The sequence below is a fragment of the Aeromonas sp. R9-2 genome (assembly GCF_040908025.1).
GTDB lineage: Bacteria > Pseudomonadota > Gammaproteobacteria > Enterobacterales > Aeromonadaceae > Aeromonas > Aeromonas veronii.
The window spans coordinates 36,200-55,454 of sequence record NZ_JBFOCX010000019.1 but is presented as its reverse complement, the minus strand read 5'-3'; the positions used below and the strand labels follow the sequence as shown (position 1 = coordinate 55,454).

The window sequence follows — 19,255 nt, the reverse complement described above, 5'->3', positions numbered from 1 at the left end:
GTGCCGGTGACCGGGGTTTGATCTCCCTCGGTGACCGCGCCGGTGTCAGCGGAGATGACCGGGGTATCGTCGGTGCCGGTGATGGTGATGGTGACGATGTGCGGCGTGCCATCCACGCTCTGTACGGTAAAGGTCTCAACTTTCTGCTCGTCTTTGCCCAGGTACTGCACTTTGCTGTTGTCGACGTTGTAGGTCCACTTGCCATCGGCATCGATGGTCAGGTTGCCCAGCGCACCATTGCTTGGGGTGCCGTTACCGGCTACAAACTTTGCTTCTTCAGCCCCGTCTACATCAGTCACGGTCAGCACGCCGGTATCGGTCAGTACATCTGGGCTGGCATCTTCAGTCACAGCGCCGATGTCGTCACCCGCGATAATGGCTGCATCATTGACGGGGGTAACAGTTCCGGTAACACCGCCTGTCGAGCTGTTCACACCATCGGTAATGGTGTATTCAAAAGAGATATCACCGTTGAAATCAGGGGCTGGCGTAAAGATCAGCTGGCCATTGCTCAAGGTGACGGAACCATTGCTGATCGCTACCGTGCCGCCTTCGGCAATGATCTGGCCGTTGATAGCGGTAATGGTGAGGCGATCGCCATCCGCATCCGTGTCGTTGCCAAGCACATTGATGGTGACGGTGCCGTCCTCCGCCACGGTGAACTGGTCGTCACCCGGCAGGGGCGCAGCATTCACCACGCTATTGTCGGTCCCCTTGGGCGAGGTGTTGCCCACCGGGTCGGTCAGGGTGGCATCCACGGTGATGGGGCCGTTAACCGGCAGATCCGTGGTGGGGATAGTCAGGGTGACCTGGGTGCGGCCGATGTCGTCGGTTGTCAGAATTCTGCTGGAGTCAGGCACGCCATCACCATTCCAGTCCACATCGAGACGATCGCCAGCCTTGGCATCCCCTGGCAGCCGAATAATGACACCCACCCCAGTTTCACGCTCGTTCGCGGAGATGACATTATCTGCCCCATCATCTGCCCCATCCAGGATTTCGACCTGTGGAGCGGAGGGAGCGGTACTGTCAACGCTGCCATTGTCGGTTGCCGTTCCTGTATTCCCCGCAGGATCTGTCACTGTAGCGGTGACAGTATAAAAGCCCTCAGCCAAGGGGGTGACCACATCCACGGTGAAGGTACCGCTGGGTGTGACGATAGCGGTCAGGGTTTGTTGATTACCGTTTGCATCGGTGACCAGCAGGGTGACGATGCTGCCAACGGGAGCATCCGTGGTTCCGGTCAGGGTCGGAGTCGTGTCATTGGTGTTATCTGGCGCTACCACGGAAATGGTGGGCGGCGTCAGGTCAAATACTTCATCTTCGCCAGCAGCACCCAGCGGTGGCTCGCCATTGGTGTTGTAGGTGGTATCGAAGGTGGCTTCAGCAATGGTTGCAGAACCGGTACGGTCGATGGTAACAAAACCGCCGTTGCCACTGGCACCGGCGACGCCCCCAATACCGCCACCACCGGCAGCAGGTGCACCGCCTGCGGCAGAGGCTTCAAAGGCCTGGGTCGGGTCCGCGCCACCCAAGATCTCCTGTTGCAAGGCACTAATATCATCAGGAGTACCTGCAGCGCCGTTTTGCGCCAGCTGGGGAGCATCTCCCTCTTCGGCAGGCTCACTCTGCTCGCTGGCTGGTTGCACATTGAACGACTGTCCACCGCCCATGAAACTGGCGCCATCCGGCGACATGATCACCGCCCCTTTAGGCAGCACATCACCTTCAGCCAACAGCTTCCGGCTGCCATCAGCGGCAACCAGATAAATTTGTCCTTTAAGTTGGGTTACGGTTACGCCCTGTTCCAAGGTAACGGCATTGGTGATCATGTTCTCTCCTGAATCCTGATTTGAATGCAATAAGCCACAGCCTACTTTGCAGACTGAGGGGAAAAATAACCAGCTCGAAAATTCGAAAGGATAGACCGATTTGAGGCTGAACTGTTCAGCCAGACAGAAGTGTGTAAAACGAGGTTGCGAGAATGGCAAAAACCTAAATTATCAATAGATTACAGAATGATGACAGGAGCATGACAAGGCATGCTCCTGTCAGGATGAACCCTAGGCTCCCGCCCAGAGGATGATAGCCAGCAGCTGTGGCGAGATGATCCGCAGGAACATCACCAGCGGGTAGACAGTGGCGTATGAGAGCGCACTGGCGCCACTGGTCGGGTGCATGGCGTTGGCAAAGGCCAGCGCGGGAGGGTCTGTCATGGAGCCGGCCAGCAAGCCGCACAGGGTCAGATAGTTCATCTTGCCGTAGAGGCGCGCCAGCACACCGACCACCAGCAGCGGGATCAGGGTAATCGCCATACCGTAGAGCATCCAGGCCGGGCCATCACCGTTGATCAGGGTATCGACGAAACCGGCACCGGACTTGAATCCGACCACAGCCAGAAACAGCACGATCCCGATCTCCCGCAGCGCCAAGTTGGCACTGGGGGGCATGAACCAGTAAAGCTTGCCGATGCTGCCGATCCGCGACAGGATCAGCGCCACCACCAGCGGCCCACCCGCCAGACCCAACTTGAGGGCGGCCGGGAAACCGGGCAGATAGAAGGGGATAGAACCGAGCAATACGCCGAGACCGATCCCGATAAATACCGGCAACATCTGCACCTGTTGCAGCTTTTGCTGCACGTTGCCGACCACATTGGTCACCGCTTCGATGGCGTCGAGACGGCCAACCAGGTTGAGGATGTCACCAAACTGCAGGCTGGTCTGGCTGGTCGGCACCAGTTCGATACCGGCACGGTTGAGACGGGAGATAACCACGTCATAGCGCTGTTTGATGTCCAGATCGCGGATCTTCTTGCCAAGAACCTGCTCGTTGGTCACCACTACCCGCTCGACGCGCAGATCTGTGCCGCGGGTCGAGAGCGAGGTCTCCACCTCCTCCCCCAATACCAGCAACACCTTGTGCAGCGCGTGGCGCTCACCCACCAGATGTAACAAGTCACCCAGTTCGATACGGGATTCCGGCCGTGGCACCATCAGCTCGTCGCCCCGTTTGAGCCGTGAACAGATGACATCAGACTCGTCGAGACTCGGGATCTCGCTCAGCATCAGACCGTGCATGTTGGGGTTGCGCACCGCGATGTTGATGGTCTGCAAGCTCTCCTTGGTTTTACCGGTTTGTAGCTCGAACTGGGCGGCTTCATCGTCGATCTTGATGCGAAAGAAGACCCTGACCAGCCACATGGTGAGCAAAATGCCACAGATACCAAACGGATAGGCAACCGCATAGCCCATCCCCATCAGGCCGGTAGAACCGGGCGCGGCGCCCAGCTCGGCCAGGATCTGCTGGCCCGCACCGAGGGATGGCGTATTGGTGACAGCACCAGAGAAGACCCCCAGAATGACCGGCAACGGCACATCGAAAAATTGATGCAAGCCAGCGGCCACCACGCAGCCAAGGATGACCAGCAAAGCGGCAAAGGCGTTGAGTTTGAGACCTGAACTGCGCAATGACGAGAAGAAACCCGGCCCGACCTGGATGCCGATGGTATAGACAAACAGGATCAGGCCAAATTCTTGAATAAAGTGAAGCGTTTGTGCATCCAGCGCGAGATCGGAGGCGCCTGCAAAGTGACCCACAATGATGCCGCCGAACAGCACCCCCCCTATTCCCAAGCCAACGCCATAGACTCGCCAGTTTCCCAGCCAGAGTCCTAGCACTGCCACCAGCGACAACATGCTGATGGAAAGCGCGATTTCACTCATTTCGTGCATCCTTTGCGAATTGAACTGGCCCTAGCTTGTCAGCAAACGCTGATGCCAACTGTGTGATACCGCACGAATTTATCCTTTTACGCGCTAAAAATACCAATTAAGGGCTAGTTGCAAGACGTTAGGCGACGTAGCCGTAAATGGCCATAAAGTGACAAACGCTGCCACCCAGCACAAACAGATGCCAGATGGCGTGGTTGTAGGGAATTCGCTTGGCAACGTAGAAGATGACCCCGAGGCTGTATATAAGGCCACCAAGCCCGAGCAGCAACAGCCCCTCACCGGCCAGATGGATATAGAGCTGGTAGATGACCACCAGCGACAGCCAGCCCAACATCAGGTAGGTAAAGAGCGACAACTTCTTGAAGCGGTTGATAAACACCAGCTTGAACACCACACCAGCCAGCGCCAGGGCCCAGATCACCACCATCAAGCCCTTCGCCAGCGGCGTGTCGAGCGCCACCAGCAGGAAGGGAGTGTAAGTACCGGCAATCAGCAGATAGATGGCGCAGTGATCAAACACCTTGCACCAACGTCTGGCCCGCCCTTCCGCCATGCTGTGATAGAGGGTCGAGGCCAGATAGAGCAGCACCAGACTGCCGCCATAAAGGCTGTAACTCACCAGCGCCTGCGTGCCCTGCCCCCACCCCTTGATGAGCAACAGCACCAGCCCGACAATCCCCAGCAACAATCCCGCACCGTGACTCAGCCGGTTTGCCAGCTCCTCCCGGGGGGAGTAATCCATCACACCACTCATAACATCGACTCCACAATAACTGTGGCTCACTCTACCCAGCGCCATTTCGGAGTACAAGTGTTCGCTTAAAAAATGGAGTGGCTGTCACCTGCCAACCTTTGGTGTATGCTCTGCCGCCGATGCCCGAGACAAGCGGCATAGACACCTACCCCGGTGACCTGGTCTGGAGAACCTGATGAAGTTGACTGAGCTGTTTGCACAAGCGGATCCCGCCTTTGGCGAGGCGATGAACACCTTGCTGGAGAGCTTCCACCACTCCGACGACAGTCAGGCCCCCTATCAGCGCGACCTGTTCACCCATCAGCTCGACCAGTCCAGCATGCCCGCCAGCGGCTGCTCGACCGAAGCCTATCTCGCCCGACTGGCCACTCTGGTACCCGGCGCATCCCATCTCACCTCGCCACGCTATATGGGCCACATGACCGCGCCACTGCCGGCCTATACCGCCGAGCTGTCGCGCCTGTTGGTGATGCTCAACCAGAATCCGATGAAGATGGAGTCCTCCCGTCTGCTCAGCTTTCTGGAGCGGGAGGTGCTGGCCAAGCTGCACCGCCTCATCTACGGCATGGACGATGCCTTCTACGGCGAACAGATGCATGCCAAGGATGCCGCCCTCGGCGTCATGACCAGCGGCGGCACCATCGCCAACGTCACCGCGCTGTGGCTGGCTCGCAACCGCGACTGTGGCGACAACCTGTTCGCCCTCTATGAGCAGGGCTATCGGGGCGCCGTCATTCTGGGCTCACGCCTGATGCACTACTCCTTCGACAAGGGGATGGATCTGCTGGGACTGGGCGCTCGCAGCGTCTGGCGCCTCGAGACCGACGAGCAGAACCGGCTCAGTCTGGCTGCGCTGGAGCAGGCGCTGATTCAGTGCAAAGAGCAGAAATTGAAAGTACTGGCATTGGTCGGCGTGGCTGGCAGTACCGACTTTGGCTCCATCGATCCCCTGCCTGAGCTGGCCGCCATAGCCGAGCGCGAGCAGATCCACTTCCACGTGGATGCCGCCTGGGGTGGCCCGACCCTCTTCTCCCCCCGCTATCAAGGTCTGCTGGCCGGAATAGAGCAGGCCGACACAGTCACCCTCGATGGCCACAAGCAACTGCTGGTGCCGCTTGGTACCGGCATGCTGCTCTGCCGCCAGCCCGACCTGATGATGGCGGTCAAGCGAGAGGCGCCCTACGCTATTCGCGCCACCTCGTTCGATCAGGGTCGCTTTACCCTGGAGGGCACCCGCCCGGCCAACGCCCTCTATCTGGACGCCGCCTTCCAGCTGTTCGGCCAGCAAGGCTATGCCGAGCTTATCGAAGCCAACTACGACCGGGCCCGACTGATGGCAGATCTCATCGAAAGTGACCCCGCCTTCGAGCTGATGTCGGCGCCGGTGATGAACCTGCTCTCCTACCGCTGCATCCCGCCCCATCTGCAGGGCAAAGCACTGGACGAAGCGGCCAACGCGCAAATCAACGACTTCAACGTGGCACTGCAAAAAGCCCAGCGGGCCGAGGGGCACAGCTTTGTCTCCCGCACCCAACGAGCGGTGGTACGCTACGGTGCCCAACCGCTCACCCTGCTGCGCGCCGTGCTGCTCAACCCTCTGATTGAAGAGCGCCATATCCGCGACCTGCTGGCCGATCAGCAGCGACTGGGGCTCACCATTGCTCGCCAACTGTTTGGCGACAGCGCGGAACCGGCGTAAAAATGAGCGGTCTTATTCATTTGCCGTTGTCTGCTGTACAGGTAGACTGGGCGAAATTTGCAGGCCATCTTTGAGGACTAGGCGCCAGACATGAAGCAATTTATTGAATTTATTCCACTTATCGTTTTCTTCGCGGTCTACAAGTTCTACGACATCTACATGGCTACCGGCGCACTGGTGGTGGTCACCGGTCTGCAGCTCGCCTATAGCTGGATCCGCTATCGCAAAGTCGAGAAGATGCAGCTCTTTACCTTCCTGCTGGTTGGCTTCTTTGGCGGCCTCACGGTTTTCTTCCACGATGACACCTTCATCAAGTGGAAAGTGACTGTCATCAACGTACTGTTCGCACTGGGTCTGCTCATCAGCCGCTACGGCTTTGGCAAGAACCTGATCAAACAGATGTTGGCCAAGGAGCTGCAAGCACCCGATAAGGTCTGGGACACAGTCAATCTCGGCTGGGTCGGCTTCTTTACCGTCTGTGGCCTGCTCAACCTCTACGTGGCATTCAACATGCCGCAAGAGATGTGGGTCAACTTCAAGGTGTTCGGCCTGCTGGGGATGACGCTGGTCTTTACCCTGCTGAGCGGCGTCTATCTCTATCGCCACATCCCTGCCGAGCAGTTGTCCCAGCAAAAAGACGAACCAAAAAAATAACCCTCATCAGAAAAGGATTGTCTCATGTGGTATCTCATCTACTCCGAAGATGTCCCCGATAGCCTGCCACTGCGCAAGCAGGTTCGCCCTGCCCATCTGGCTCGCCTGCAAGCGCTGCAGGATGAAGGGCGCCTGCTAACCGCCGGTCCCAACCCGGCCATCGATGCCGAGGATCCAGCAGATGCAGGCTTTACCGGCAGCACCGTCATCGCCGAGTTTGCCTCGCAAGCTGACGCCAAAGCCTGGGCTGATGCCGACCCTTATGTGACCGCCGGTGTTTACGCCAAGGTCACCATCAAGCCGTTCAAAAAGGTCTTCTGACCACAAAGCGAATAGCGAAATAAAAAAGGCCGGACTGGAAGTTCATTCCAGTCCGGCCTTTTTGCATCCCGATATCTCGTTTATGCCTTGGCGACAAACCAAGGGTTAAGTATGTCGGGCTTGTTATAGGCAAGGGGTGAGCCATCGAGCTGGGTGACGCTGCCCCCCGCCCCCTCCAGCACAGCCTGCGCCGCGCCGGTATCCCACTCACAGGTAGGAGCAAGGCGCGGATAGAGCTCGGCGCCCCCCTCGGCAATAATACAGAACTTGAGGGAGCTGCCCATGGAGATCAGCTCGATCTCGCCAAAAGGAGCCAAGAAATCGAGGGTCTCCTGCGACAGGTGGTTGCGACTGCCCACCACCCGCCACGCCTCGCCTTCACGATGAGGCCAGGTCTGGATTGGCTCGCGCTTGCCATCGGCGATGCGCCAAGCACCGAGCCCCTTTCCGCCATACCAGAGCTTGTCCAGCACCGGCGCATAAACCAGCCCCCAGCGCGGCATACCCTCTTCAATCAGTGCGATATTGACGGTGAACTCGCCGTTGCGCGAGACAAACTCCTTGGTGCCGTCGAGGGGATCCACCAGCCAGTAGCGGGACCAGCCGTGGCGCGCCGCCATCACCTCGGGCCCTGACTCCTCCGACAGCACAGGGATATCAGGAGTCAGCCGTGCCAACGCCTGCACTATCACCTCATGAGCCCCCTTGTCGGCCGCGGTCAGCGGACTCTCGTCGCTCTTGTACTCCACCGCGAAGGGCTGGCTGTAGATAGCCATGATGGCCGCCCCCGCCGCGCGGGCGACAGGTTCAAGTTCGGTGATATCGGGGTGGTACAGGGGATGGTCCATAACAATCTCGTCCAGCTCGCAGGGTCAACCAGTGTAACCCTTTTGACATCAATTGCTTATAGCCGATTGTACTGGGTTATTACTGCGCGGGTGCCGCCAACTCATTAGCCCCGCATTAATAGACCTAAAAACAACAAGGGACGCTGTGGCGTCCCTTGTTATTTCTGGCGACCAGTATCAGGCCGCTGACCTATCCAGCGGATCAGATCCCCTGACGGGCTTCCTGCATCAGCAGGCGCATGTCGCTCACGGCTTTGGCCAGACCATCGAAGGCGGCGCGGCCGATGATGGCGTGGCCGATGTTGAGCTCATAGAGCTCGGGGATGGCGGCGATGGCCTTGACGTTGTGGTAGTGCAGGCCGTGACCGGCATTGACCTTGAGCCCCTTGCCAGCGGCATAGGAGGCACCGGCGGCGATGCGCTTGAACTCGGCGTTGCGCTCGGCATCGGTAGTTGCATCGGCGTAACGGCCGGTGTGGATCTCGATAAAGGGGGCGCCACTCTCGGCGGCCGCATCGATCTGGATGGGATCGGCGTCGATAAAGAGGGATACCTGAGCCCCCACCGCGGAGAGACGGGCAACGGCATCAGTCACCTTGTCCAGCTGACCGGCCACGTCCAGACCGCCCTCGGTGGTCACCTCGGTGCGCTTCTCCGGCACCAGACAGACGAAGTGGGGCTTGATGCGGCAGGCGATGCCGATCATCTCTTCGGTCACCGCCATCTCCAAATTCATTCTGGTCTGGATGGTCTGGCGCAGGATCTCCACATCGCGGTCAGTGATGTGGCGGCGATCTTCACGCAGATGCACGGTAATGCCATCGGCCCCGGCCTGCTCGGCCACGAACGCGGCCTGTACCGGATCCGGATACTGGGTGCCACGGGCGTTGCGCAGGGTGGCGATATGGTCGATGTTCACACCCAGATAGATTTCACTCATTGAGAACTCCTTGAAAGGCTTCATCTGTTGACTGCGCGGTCAGCGAATCACACCGCGCCAATATCCGTATGTCTGTAATCTGTGTCAGCCTTGCATGCTGGCTTTGCGTTTTAAAAACAGCTCCCGGCTCTTTAGCTGGCGCTTGCCCAGATAGGGTTGCAACGCCAATCGGCTGAAACGTTTGGCCGCCTGCAGCAAGGGAGGGGTATCGAAACGTCCCTCGGCAAAGGCGAGCAGGTGGGCACCGAGAAACAGGGTACGGGGATCCGGAGCCCGCTCGCAAGCAACAAAGCCCAATTCACGCTCGAAGCCATAGAGCAGGGTCGGCTCGATGGGCGACTCGTCGTCCGCCGTGTATTCGAAATCCACCGCATAGCCGAGCGCCTGCAACAGCAGGAACTCGAAGCGGCGCAGCGGCAGCTCCGGCGTCTCGCCATCGGCAAGCGCCATGATGGCACGGGCATAGGCATCGAACACTTCGGGGAACGGGGTGTGCGCTTCCAGCAGGTAGTAGACCAGCTCGTTGAGATAGAGGCCGTAGAAGAGGCGATCGCCACCGAGACGCAGGGAGTGATCCGGGCATTCGACCTGGGTGAGGTTCTTGAGATCACCCTTACCGCGCCAAGCGATGGTGAGCAGGGTAAAGGGTTGCAGCAGCCCCTTGAGAGGGGAGCGTGGCCCGCGAGAACCGCGAGCCACCAGAGTAAATCGGCCACTATCCTGGGTGAAGACCTCGACCAGCTGGCTGGTCTCCCGATAGGGCCGACTGTGGATGACGAAAGCCGGGGTCAGCAATCAGTCGTCGCCATACCCGAGGCTGCGCAGGGCGCGCTCATCATCAGCCCAGCCCGACTTGACCTTGACCCACAGCTCGAGGTGCACCTTGTTCTGGAACAGACGTTCCATATCGAGGCGCGCTTCGGTGCCGATGGTTTTGATCTTCTCACCCTTGTTGCCGATGACCATCTTCTTCTGACCATCGCGCTCGACCAGGATCAGGCCGTGGATGTGATAGAGGCCGTTTTCTTCCACCTTGAAGCGCTCGATCTCCACCGTCACCGAGTAGGGCAGCTCCTCGCCGGTGAAGCGCATCAGCTTCTCGCGGATGATTTCGGAGGCCATAAAGCGGGAGGAGCGGTCGGTCACGTAATCTTCCGGGAAGAAGTGGACGTTTTCCGGCAGCAGATCCTTGGCCCACTCGCGGATCTTCTCCACGTTGGTGCCCTTTTCGGCACTGATGGGCAGAATATGGGCGAAGTTCATCTGTTGGCCCAGCCACTCGAGGTGGGGCAGCAGATCTTCTTTCTCTTTGACGTTGTCAATCTTGTTGACCGCCAGCACCACAGGGCACTTGAGATTGCGCAGCTTGCCCAGCACCATCTCGTCGTCTTTGGTCCAGTGGGTACCGTCGACCATGAACACCACCATGGCCACATCACCCAGCGAACTGGTGGCGGCACGGTTCATCAGACGGTTGATGGCCCGTTTCTCTTCAATGTGCAGACCCGGGGTATCTACATAGATGGTCTGGTAGTTATCCTCGGTGTCGATCCCCAAAATCCGGTGACGGGTGGTCTGGGGCTTCTTCGAGGTAATGCTGACCTTCTGGCCAAGCAGCTTGTTGAGCAGGGTGGACTTGCCCACATTCGGGCGGCCCACGATGGCGACAAAGCCGCAGTAGGTAGTATCTGTCATGACAGTTTTTCCAATGCTTGCTGCGCCGCGGCCTGTTCGGCCTTGCGACGGCTGGTGCCGACCCCGACGAGGGGACCATCCAGACCTTCCACGTCACACTGGACAGTGAACTCCTGGTTGTGTGCCTCGCCCTTGACGTTGGTCACAGTGTAGGTCGGCAGGGATTTGCGGCTTCCCTGCAAAATTTCTTGCAGACGGGTCTTGGGATCTTTCTGCTCGATGCCCGGCTTGATCTCTTCCAGGCGGCTGGCGTACCAGCTCAGCAGCAGTGTCCGCACTGTCTCAAGATTGGTATCCAGATAGACGGCACCGATCACCGCCTCGACCGTGTCGGCCAGAATGGATTCGCGGCGAAAACCGCCGCTCTTGAGTTCGCCGGGGCCGAGGATCAGGTGATCCCCGAGATCAAACTCCCGGCCCAGTTCGGCCAGGGTCTTCTCGCGCACCAAGGTGGCGCGCATCCGGCTGAGATCCCCTTCCGCCGCTTGCGGGAAGCGGTGGAAGAGATCGTCGGCAATCACCAGACTCAAAATGGAGTCACCCAGAAATTCCAGTCGCTCATTGTGACGGGAACCGGCGCTGCGGTGAGTCAGCGCCCGGGTCAGCAGTTCCAGATCCGCAAAGACATGCCCGAGACGGGACTGCAGTCTGTTCATCTTGATATTCATTTACTTGATTCCGCCAATGCGGTTGAAGCGCACACCTGTCGGTACCCAACTTGGCAGCAGGGAGCCTTCTTCGCGCTCGAATTCAAAACTTATCCAGATAGCGACCGCCTTGCCGACCAGATTCTGCTCGGGCACAAAGCCCCAGAAGCGGCTGTCGGTGCTGTTGTCGCGGTTGTCGCCCATCACGAAATACTGGCCTTCCGGTACCACCCACTCGTCGGGGTAGGTGCCGGGCTGGCGATAGTAACGGCCAACCATGTCGGGCATCAGCGGATTGCGCAGGGTCTCGTGGGAGACATCGCCCAACTGCTCGGTATAGCGGTCAAGGGGGATCCCCATCTGGGTAAATTCGCCTCTTTGTTCAAACTTGACGTCGAGCTTCTTGAAGCCCGGGCACGTTTTCCCTTCCTGCTCTTCGCACTTGGGCCGGATCATCAGCTCCTTGTTGCGATAGATGACCCTATCACCCGGCATGCCGACGACCCGCTTGATGTAGTCAACGCGCGGTTCAAGGGGATACTTGAACACCACCACGTCGCCGCGCTTGGGCTCGCCAGTCTCGAGGAACTTGGTGTTGGTCACCGGGTCCCGCAGACCATAGGCAAATTTTTCCACCAGGATGAAGTCGCCCACCAGCAGGGTGGGCATCATGGAACCTGACGGGATCTGGAACGGTTCAAAAATGAACGAACGCAGGATCAGCACAAAGGTGATGACCGGGAAGACCCCGGCGGTCTGCTCAATCCAGACCGGCACGGGGGCGACCTTGGCCAGGGTCTTCTCATCCAGGTGGGCACCGCCATGGGCACGAGCCACGGCAATCTTGGCGGCGCGCTGCTTGGACCAAATCATCTTGTCCAGACACCAGATAACACCGGTGATCGCGCAGACCACCACCAGGATCAGGGAAAACGTGCTTGCCATCTATTAATCCTTTCCGACGTGGAGAATCGCGAGGAAGGCTTCCTGCGGCACGTCGACACGGCCGAGGGACTTCATCCGCTTCTTACCTTCTTTCTGCTTGTTCAGCAGTTTCTTCTTACGACTCACGTCACCACCGTAACACTTGGCGGTTACGTCTTTACGCAGAGCCTTGACGGTGCTGCGAGCGATGATCTGGTTGCCGATGGCCGCCTGAATGGCGATATCGAACATCTGGCGCGGGATCAGCTCGCGCATCTTCTCCACCACCTGACGACCGCGATACTGGGCGTTGTCCTTGTGGGTGATGATGGCCAGGGCATCGACGCGCTCACCGTTGATCATGATGTCCAGACGGACCATGTCGGAGGTTTCGAAACGCTTGAAGCCGTAGTCCAGCGAGGCGTAACCGCGACTGGTGGATTTCAGACGATCGAAGAAGTCGAGCACCACTTCTGCCATCGGGATTTCATAGGTCAGTGCCACCTGCTTGCCGTGGTAGACCATGTTGGTCTGCACGCCACGCTTCTCGATACAGAGGGTGATCACGTTGCCCATGTACTCCTGCGGCAGCAGGATATGACACTCGGCGATCGGCTCGCGCATCTCCTTGATGCTGGTGATGGCGGGCATCTGGGCCGGGCTGTCGATATGGATGGTGGAGCCGTCGGTCAGCTCGATCTCGTAGACTACGGTCGGCGCCGTGGTGATCAGATCCAGATCGTATTCACGCTCCAGACGCTCTTGAATGATCTCCATATGCAGCATGCCGAGGAAACCACAACGGAAGCCGAAGCCCAGCGCAGTGGAGCTCTCCGGTTCGAAGAACAGGGAGGCATCGTTCAGGGAGAGCTTGTCGAGGGCGTCACGGAACGACTCGTAGTCATCGCTGGAGATAGGGAACAGACCCGCATAAACCTGCGGCTTCACCTTCTTGAAGCCAGCCAGCGCCTTGTCGGCACCGTTCTTGGCCTGAGTCAGGGTATCGCCCACCGGCGCGCCGTGGATGTCCTTGATACCGCAGACAACCCAACCTACCTCGCCGCAACCCAGACCCTGGGTATCCACCTGCTTGGGCGTGAAGATACCGATACGATCGACACCCCACACCTGACCGGTGCTCATCACCTTGATCTTGTCGTTCTTCTTCAGGGAACCGTTCTTGATCCGCACCAAAGAGACAACGCCCAGATAGGAGTCGAACCAGGAGTCGATGATCAGCGCCTGCAGCGGGGCATCCGGGTCACCTTCCGGCGCCGGGATCTTGGCGACGATCTCTTCCAGCACCAGATCAACACCCAGACCGGTCTTGGCGGAGCAGCGCACCGCATCGACCGCGTCGATACCGACGATGTCTTCGATCTCCTCGGCAACCCGCTCGGGTTCTGCGGCCGGCAGGTCAATCTTGTTCAGCACCGGCACCACTTCCAGATCCATTTCCATGGCGGTATAGCAGTTTGCCAGAGTCTGTGCCTCAACCCCCTGGCCGGCATCCACCACCAGCAGCGCCCCTTCACAGGCCGCCAAAGAGCGGGAGACCTCGTAGGAGAAATCCACGTGGCCCGGGGTGTCGATAAAGTTCAGCTGGTAGGTGTTACCGTCTTGTGCCTGGTAGTTCAGGGTCACACTCTGTGCTTTGATGGTAATGCCGCGCTCGCGCTCCAGATCCATGGAGTCAAGCACCTGAGCCTGCATCTCGCGGTCGGACAAGCCACCGCAAGTCTGGATCAGACGGTCCGACAGGGTCGATTTACCGTGGTCGATGTGCGCAATAATCGAAAAGTTACGAATGTGTTTCATCGAGCAAGAGTCACTCAAAATTAGTTAAGGTCAGTTATGGAGGCGCGATTTTACTGGATAACCCGGCTGACGGCCATTCTTTAGTCGCCAGCGCCAGTGAAATAGCGCCTGTTCAGTCAGGGGAGGATGCGGACAGGGACCACGACGCCGAGCATCTGCGGGCCATAGCGCCCCTGATCCAGGCGGTTGGAAAAGTAACGAACCAGTAAAAAGCCCAGCACGCCCCCCAGCAGGCAGCAGAGAATGGTAATCCCCTCCCCGCCCGAGAGCAGCGGCGCCAGCCAGAGCTGCCCCAGCAAGGCGCCGGCCAACAGACAGAAAAGCGGCAGCACATAGACCAGCGCAGCCCCGCGCAGCAGACTCTCCTGCGGGATACCGAGCCTCACTTGCTGGCCAACCCGCACCTCGGCGGTCAGCCTGACTCGCAAGCGGGGAGCTTTCAGGGGAAACGCCTTGGCCACGGTGCCGGTACCGCAGTTGGCTTGCTGCTGACAACCACTGCAGGCGGAGCGACGCTCGCACTCCACCCAGGCATGGTCACCCTCAATGGCCACCACGGTCGCCAGCTCTTCACTCATCTCATTCACGGCAACACCTCGGGTTCACACAATCAGGGGATCTGACCACGACTCGCCACGCTCGGCAAGCGGGGAAGAACCCCGCATCCCCCGTTACTGCACCGCTTCGTTGCGGGCCAGCGGCTGGACCGACTCGGCGATGCGCTTGGCGGTTTCGGCAGGCACCTCACCGACCACGGTGATCTCGACCCCCACCTCGTTGACATAGCTCACCAGCGAGGTCGCCCCCTGGCGGATCAGCTGCTGGCGCACCGCCTGCTTGGGATCGACCCGGGAGACGTAGACCGAGAGATCCACCAGCCCGTCGGAGAGCATCATGTAATCCACCGGCATACTGGTGGTCACCAGCTGGTGCCGATCTTGCGACAGCACCTTGAAGCCATCGGGCAGCCAGGTGATCTGCCAGTTCAACTGCTGTTGTGGCGCTGGATAGGCATCCTCCAGCGCCAGCGCCGGAGGCTGCTTGCTGTTGGCCAGCTTCACCAGCCAGGGGGCCGGTTTGCTCTGCAGATCCAGCTCGACACCGAGTACCTGCTCCACCAGATTGCCTTCCCGCTCGACCATGTCGATCCGCAGCAGCAAGTGGCTCTGCTCGTCAATCCAGAGCACGAAACCATATTTGTCGGCCTCTTTAGGCACCAGCCTCACCACCTGCGCCACCACACCGGCAACCCGGCTACGGCCGGCCAGCACAGGATCATAGCTCTCCAGCACCTGTGCCAGCGGCATCTTCACCAGGGTCGACCAGATGCCGGGGAAGCGGGCATCCTTCAGGGTGTAGGGATCGTGGCTGTTTTCAAAGAAGGTGTATTCGTTCTGGCGCTGGAGATACTCGATCGCCTTGCCGTCGAGGTAACTGAGGTGGGCCACTTCCTTGCCGTTGATCACGGCATGGCTGATCCGGATCGGTTCAAGACGCCCCTGACGGGCCTTGACCATGGACAACTCGAAATTCTGTTGCTGCACGGCACTCTGCATCTGCTGCAACAAGGCCTCGGCCGACTTATCGTCGGCCGAGGCCTTGGCACTGATCAGCAGGAGAGAGGCCAGCAAAATACGGCTGGACTGGCGCACGTTTGTATCCCTGACAATTCGTTATTGTTGGATCTGTCTGTCTTGCAACAGGCGCTGCTGCAACTGGTGGTCACGCAAGAAGGCGTTAATCCGCTCCCGCTGCTCCTGCATCTGCTGTTCGGTCAGCCCTTGCTGACGGGCACGGGCGCCATCCTGTTGCGGATAGTGAACACTCACAGGCGCCGCACTGCCACCGATTGGAATGGTATTGAGCACCGGATTGGCCGGAACGCCATCCTGTCCCTGATACTGCTGCACCCCGAAGATAACGGCAGCGGCCACAGATGCCGCAATGGCATATTGACCCAATTGCTGACCGACACGGCGGAACAACGGAACCACATTAGAATCTGTCTTGACCGGTGCAACGGCAGGTTGCAGCACGGGAGCCGTCTCGACCGGCTTGGGTGCCAGTATGGTGGGCTCATCCTCCAGCGCAGCCATGATGCAGTCACTGAGATCCAGTTGCAGATTGACCGGCAGGTCACCCCGCATGGCATCGCCGATCAGGTGGTAACGACCCCAGGTATCTTGCAAGTCGGAGTCCATCCCCAGCTCGTTCAGTACCTCTGCATCACTCAGGTCACCATCCATCAGGGCAGAGATTTGCTCTTTATTTGCCATAAGTTAACCCGTCTTTCCCCAGTTAATTCTCGATCAGAGGTTGCAGCTTTTTATCGATTGCTTCCCTCGCCCGGAAGATACGGGATCTGACCGTACCCACTGGGCAATCCATGATTTCGGCAATCTCTTCGTAGCTCAGCCCTTCCAGTTCGCGGAGGGTGATAGCTGTCCTCAGGTCTTCCGGCAATGCCTCTATGGCTGAAAACACGGTGCGTTTGATCTCGTCAGTCAGCGCCAGGTTTTCGGGGGTTGAGACCTCTTGCAAGGCCTCACCACCACCATAAGACTCCGCTTCGTCAGCCTCCACATCACTGCTGGGCGGCCTGCGCCCCTGGGAGGTGAGATAATTCTTCGCCGTGTTCACGGCAATTCGGTACAACCAGGTGTAAAAAGCACTTTCGCCACGGAATGTCGGCAATGCACGGTAGGCTTTTATAAAGGCCTCTTGCGCCACATCGGGCACATCACCGGGATTGTTGACATACCTGGCAACCAGGTTGACCACCTTATGCTGGTATTTTTTTACCAACAGGTTGAAAGCTGCTTTATCGCCGCGCTGGACCCGTTCAACCAGCTGTTCGTCCAGTAGATTCTGGTCGCTCATCAGAGCCGTAAAACCCCCATCAGGTTATCGTTTTTCTTTTCCGGCCCTTCCTAAGCGCACAAGTTCAGACAGGGAGAATCAGAGAAAGTTCGCTTCAATTGAAAAAAATGTGATGCAGGCTGCATCCTCGCCCTCGCTTGGGCTACCATGGTGCCAGTTCTTAATCCAGGCCAATGATACTTATGAAAGCAAGTGTTGAATACCTTTGCGATGTACTGATCATTGGCAGCGGTGCCGCTGGTTTGTCCCTCGCGTTGCGATTGGCAGACCACGCCAAAGTCCTGGTTCTGAGCAAGGGGCACATCAGTGAAGGGGCCACTTTCTATGCGCAAGGAGGCATCGCTGCCGTTTTCGACGAAACCGACAGCATCGAATCCCACGTGAGCGACACGCTCAACGCGGGCGCCGGGTTGTGTGACCCGGCAGTGGTGGAGTTCACCGCACGCCACGCCCGCGAGTCCATCCAGTGGCTCATTCAGCAAGGGGTCCCCTTCGATCAGGAGGAGAACGCCGACGGCGAGTCCCAGTACCACCTCACCCGGGAAGGGGGCCACAGCCATCGCCGCATCTTCCACGCGGCCGACGCCACCGGCAAGGCGGTGCAACTGACCCTGATCGATCAGGTGCGCGCCCACCCCAATATCCAGCTGATGGAGCGCTTCAACGCGGTCGACCTCATCACCACCCGCAAGCTCAACCTGCCAGGCAACAAGGTGCTGGGCGCCTACGTCTGGAACCGCAACGCCGAGCAGGTCGAGGTGATCCGTGCCCGTTTCGTGGCACTGGCCACCGGTGGTGCCTCCAAGGTCTACCAGTACACCTCCAACCCGGATGTGAGCTCTGGCGATGGCATCGCCATGGCATGGAGGGCCGGCTGCCGGGTGGCGAACCTGGAGTTCAACCAGTTCCACCCCACCAGCCTGTTCCACCCGGACGACCCCAACTTCCTGCTGACCGAAGCGCTGCGTGGCGAGGGAGCCTATCTGCGCCGCCCGGACGGCAGCCGCTTTATGCCGGAGTTTGACGAGCGGGCCGAGCTGGCGCCGCGGGATATCGTCGCCCGCGCCATCGACCACGAGATGAAGCGGCTCGGGGCGGATTGCATGTATCTGGACATCAGCCACAAACCGGCCGATTTCATCATCAAGCACTTCCCGACCATTTATGAACGCTGCCTCGCGGTTGGCATCGACATCACCAAGGAGCCGATGCCCATCGTTCCAGCCGCCCACTACACCTGTGGCGGCGTGATGATCGACAACAACGGCCAGACCGATATCCCCGGCCTCTACGCCATAGGTGAAGTGACCTACACCGGTCTGCACGGCGCCAACCGTATGGCCTCCAACTCCCTGCTGGAATGCGTGGTCTATGCCCATCAGGCGGGGGCCGACATTCTGGCCAAGCTGCCGATGAGTGTGGAGCCGCCGCGCCTGCCGGTGTGGGACGAGAGCAAGGTGGAAGATTCCGACGAACTGGTGGTGATCCAGCACAACTGGCACGAGCTGCGGCTGATGATGTGGGACTACGTGGGGATAGTGCGTACCAACAAACGCCTGGCCCGCGCCAAGCGCCGCATCGACCTGCTCAAGCAGGAGGTGCAGGAGTACTACGCCAACTTCCGCGTCTCCAACAACCTGCTGGAGCTGCGCAACCTGCTGCAGGTGGCCGAGCTTATCGTCAACTGCGCCCTGCAGCGCAAGGAGTCGCGCGGCTTGCACTACAACCTGGATCATCCGGATATGCTGCCGGACTCCAAGCCAACCGTGCTGACCCCGGAGCGGGATTAATCCCCCTTCCCGCCAAGCGTTACAGCAATCAGTGACCCCGCCCCGGCGGGGTCAATTGTTTTCAACCGCTTTTCAGCCACAAAAGAGTGTCGCCAGCCACATGGCAACAGCTTATCGCGATAAATCAGCGCATGGTCATCACGGAAAGCAGGCGTCAGCGCCGGGACGGCAGAAAGTGGATGGCTCGCGCCAGCAGGCGGTAATGTTCGGGGGGAAGGGCATCGGAGAAGAGCCACAGTTGCCGTGGCGACACAGCTCCACTCTCTTGCGGATCGGGACAAAGCGCCAGCCTGAGCACACCGGGCAGAATGCGGCTTTTCTTGTCAAGCTGATAGCGACGACCTTGCCACTGTAGCCACTGGCCATCCCAGACGAGCTCGCACGGGGGCGCGGCGAGCGCACGCCAGCTCAGCCAGAGCGCCGCCAGCCAGACGGGCAGCAACAGTGCCCACTGCCAACCGGCAATAAGGCCAGCCACCGGCCAGAGCAGCAACAAAAAGAGGGCCACCAGCAAATATTGCTGATGACGGGAGGGGTGAACCGTAATGATC

General features: G+C 59.2%; 19 protein-coding genes. 4 read left to right on the top strand and 15 right to left on the bottom strand.

What is annotated here, in order from left to right:
- The 3 genes from AB5Y71_RS05995 to AB5Y71_RS05985 form a co-directional block, all read right to left on the bottom strand.
- Window positions 1–1,832 (bottom strand): retention module-containing protein (locus AB5Y71_RS05995; protein ID WP_368171198.1); only part of this gene is annotated, 1,832 nt, incomplete at its 3' end.
- A 231-nt stretch (window positions 1,833–2,063) separates the two neighbouring features.
- On the bottom strand, window positions 2,064–3,725 hold the full coding sequence (locus tag AB5Y71_RS05990; protein WP_005335335.1) for a putative transporter: 1,662 nt from the start codon (window positions 3,723–3,725) through the stop codon (window positions 2,064–2,066).
- A gap of 127 nt (window positions 3,726–3,852) precedes the next feature.
- Window positions 3,853–4,488 carry a hemolysin III family protein gene (locus AB5Y71_RS05985; protein WP_120415507.1) on the bottom strand — a complete coding sequence of 212 codons (636 nt, stop codon included), beginning with the start codon at window positions 4,486–4,488 and terminating at the stop codon, window positions 3,853–3,855.
- A 175-nt stretch (window positions 4,489–4,663) separates the two neighbouring features.
- Here AB5Y71_RS05985 and AB5Y71_RS05980 point away from each other — a divergent pair, with 175 nt between their 5' ends.
- From AB5Y71_RS05980 to AB5Y71_RS05970, 3 genes are all read left to right on the top strand, one after another.
- A complete protein-coding gene (locus tag AB5Y71_RS05980; RefSeq protein WP_120415506.1) occupies window positions 4,664–6,187 on the top strand; it encodes an aminotransferase class V-fold PLP-dependent enzyme in 1,524 nt (507 codons plus the stop codon).
- Between the two features lie 90 nt (window positions 6,188–6,277).
- Window positions 6,278–6,841, top strand: a complete 564-nt coding sequence (locus tag AB5Y71_RS05975) for a septation protein A (protein ID WP_021229465.1) — start codon at window positions 6,278–6,280, stop codon at window positions 6,839–6,841.
- Window positions 6,842–6,865: 24 nt separating this feature from the next.
- Entirely contained in the window at window positions 6,866–7,162 is a 297-nt protein-coding gene (locus AB5Y71_RS05970) for a YciI family protein (RefSeq protein WP_005335344.1), read from the top strand.
- An 80-nt stretch (window positions 7,163–7,242) separates the two neighbouring features.
- Here the strand turns inward: AB5Y71_RS05970 and cysQ are convergent, their stop codons facing one another.
- From cysQ to rpoE, 11 genes are all read right to left on the bottom strand, one after another.
- A complete protein-coding gene (cysQ, locus tag AB5Y71_RS05965) occupies window positions 7,243–7,998 on the bottom strand; it encodes a 3'(2'),5'-bisphosphate nucleotidase CysQ (RefSeq protein ID WP_279490311.1) in 756 nt (251 codons plus the stop codon).
- A gap of 214 nt (window positions 7,999–8,212) precedes the next feature.
- Window positions 8,213–8,950 (bottom strand): pyridoxine 5'-phosphate synthase, encoded by a 738-nt coding sequence (gene pdxJ / locus AB5Y71_RS05960; RefSeq protein ID WP_005335389.1) that lies wholly within the window; start codon window positions 8,948–8,950, stop codon window positions 8,213–8,215.
- 84 nt (window positions 8,951–9,034) lie between these two features.
- Window positions 9,035–9,745, bottom strand: coding sequence for a DNA repair protein RecO (gene recO / locus AB5Y71_RS05955; protein WP_005335391.1), 711 nt, complete (start codon window positions 9,743–9,745; stop codon window positions 9,035–9,037).
- Entirely contained in the window at window positions 9,746–10,645 is a 900-nt protein-coding gene (gene era / locus AB5Y71_RS05950; RefSeq protein ID WP_005335393.1) for a GTPase Era, read from the bottom strand.
- Complete coding sequence (gene rnc / locus AB5Y71_RS05945) at window positions 10,642–11,313, bottom strand: ribonuclease III (RefSeq protein ID WP_005335394.1); 672 nt, start codon at window positions 11,311–11,313, stop codon at window positions 10,642–10,644. The genes era and rnc overlap by 4 nt, the downstream gene beginning before the upstream one ends.
- Window positions 11,314–12,237, bottom strand: coding sequence for a signal peptidase I (lepB, locus tag AB5Y71_RS05940; protein ID WP_005335395.1), 924 nt, complete (start codon window positions 12,235–12,237; stop codon window positions 11,314–11,316).
- Window positions 12,238–12,240: 3 nt separating this feature from the next.
- Window positions 12,241–14,034 carry a translation elongation factor 4 gene (lepA, locus tag AB5Y71_RS05935; protein WP_005335396.1) on the bottom strand — a complete coding sequence of 598 codons (1,794 nt, stop codon included), beginning with the start codon at window positions 14,032–14,034 and terminating at the stop codon, window positions 12,241–12,243.
- Between the two features lie 116 nt (window positions 14,035–14,150).
- Window positions 14,151–14,612: a SoxR reducing system RseC family protein gene (locus tag AB5Y71_RS05930; RefSeq protein ID WP_258721355.1), complete on the bottom strand. Its 462-nt coding sequence runs from the start codon at window positions 14,610–14,612 to the stop codon at window positions 14,151–14,153.
- A gap of 93 nt (window positions 14,613–14,705) precedes the next feature.
- Window positions 14,706–15,686: a MucB/RseB C-terminal domain-containing protein gene (locus AB5Y71_RS05925; RefSeq protein WP_005335407.1), complete on the bottom strand. Its 981-nt coding sequence runs from the start codon at window positions 15,684–15,686 to the stop codon at window positions 14,706–14,708.
- Window positions 15,687–15,707: 21 nt separating this feature from the next.
- Window positions 15,708–16,310, bottom strand: coding sequence for an RseA family anti-sigma factor (locus AB5Y71_RS05920; protein WP_346215738.1), 603 nt, complete (start codon window positions 16,308–16,310; stop codon window positions 15,708–15,710).
- A gap of 22 nt (window positions 16,311–16,332) precedes the next feature.
- Window positions 16,333–16,914 carry an RNA polymerase sigma factor RpoE gene (rpoE, locus tag AB5Y71_RS05915; RefSeq protein WP_005335411.1) on the bottom strand — a complete coding sequence of 194 codons (582 nt, stop codon included), beginning with the start codon at window positions 16,912–16,914 and terminating at the stop codon, window positions 16,333–16,335.
- Window positions 16,915–17,096: 182 nt separating this feature from the next.
- Here rpoE and nadB point away from each other — a divergent pair, with 182 nt between their 5' ends.
- On the top strand, window positions 17,097–18,704 hold the full coding sequence (nadB, locus tag AB5Y71_RS05910; RefSeq protein WP_368171197.1) for an L-aspartate oxidase: 1,608 nt from the start codon (window positions 17,097–17,099) through the stop codon (window positions 18,702–18,704).
- 154 nt (window positions 18,705–18,858) lie between these two features.
- Here nadB and AB5Y71_RS05905 read toward each other — a convergent pair whose 3' ends face one another.
- On the bottom strand, window positions 18,859–19,251 hold the full coding sequence (locus tag AB5Y71_RS05905; protein WP_204382750.1) for a protein YgfX: 393 nt from the start codon (window positions 19,249–19,251) through the stop codon (window positions 18,859–18,861).
- Window positions 19,252–19,255: the final 4 nt, after the last annotated feature.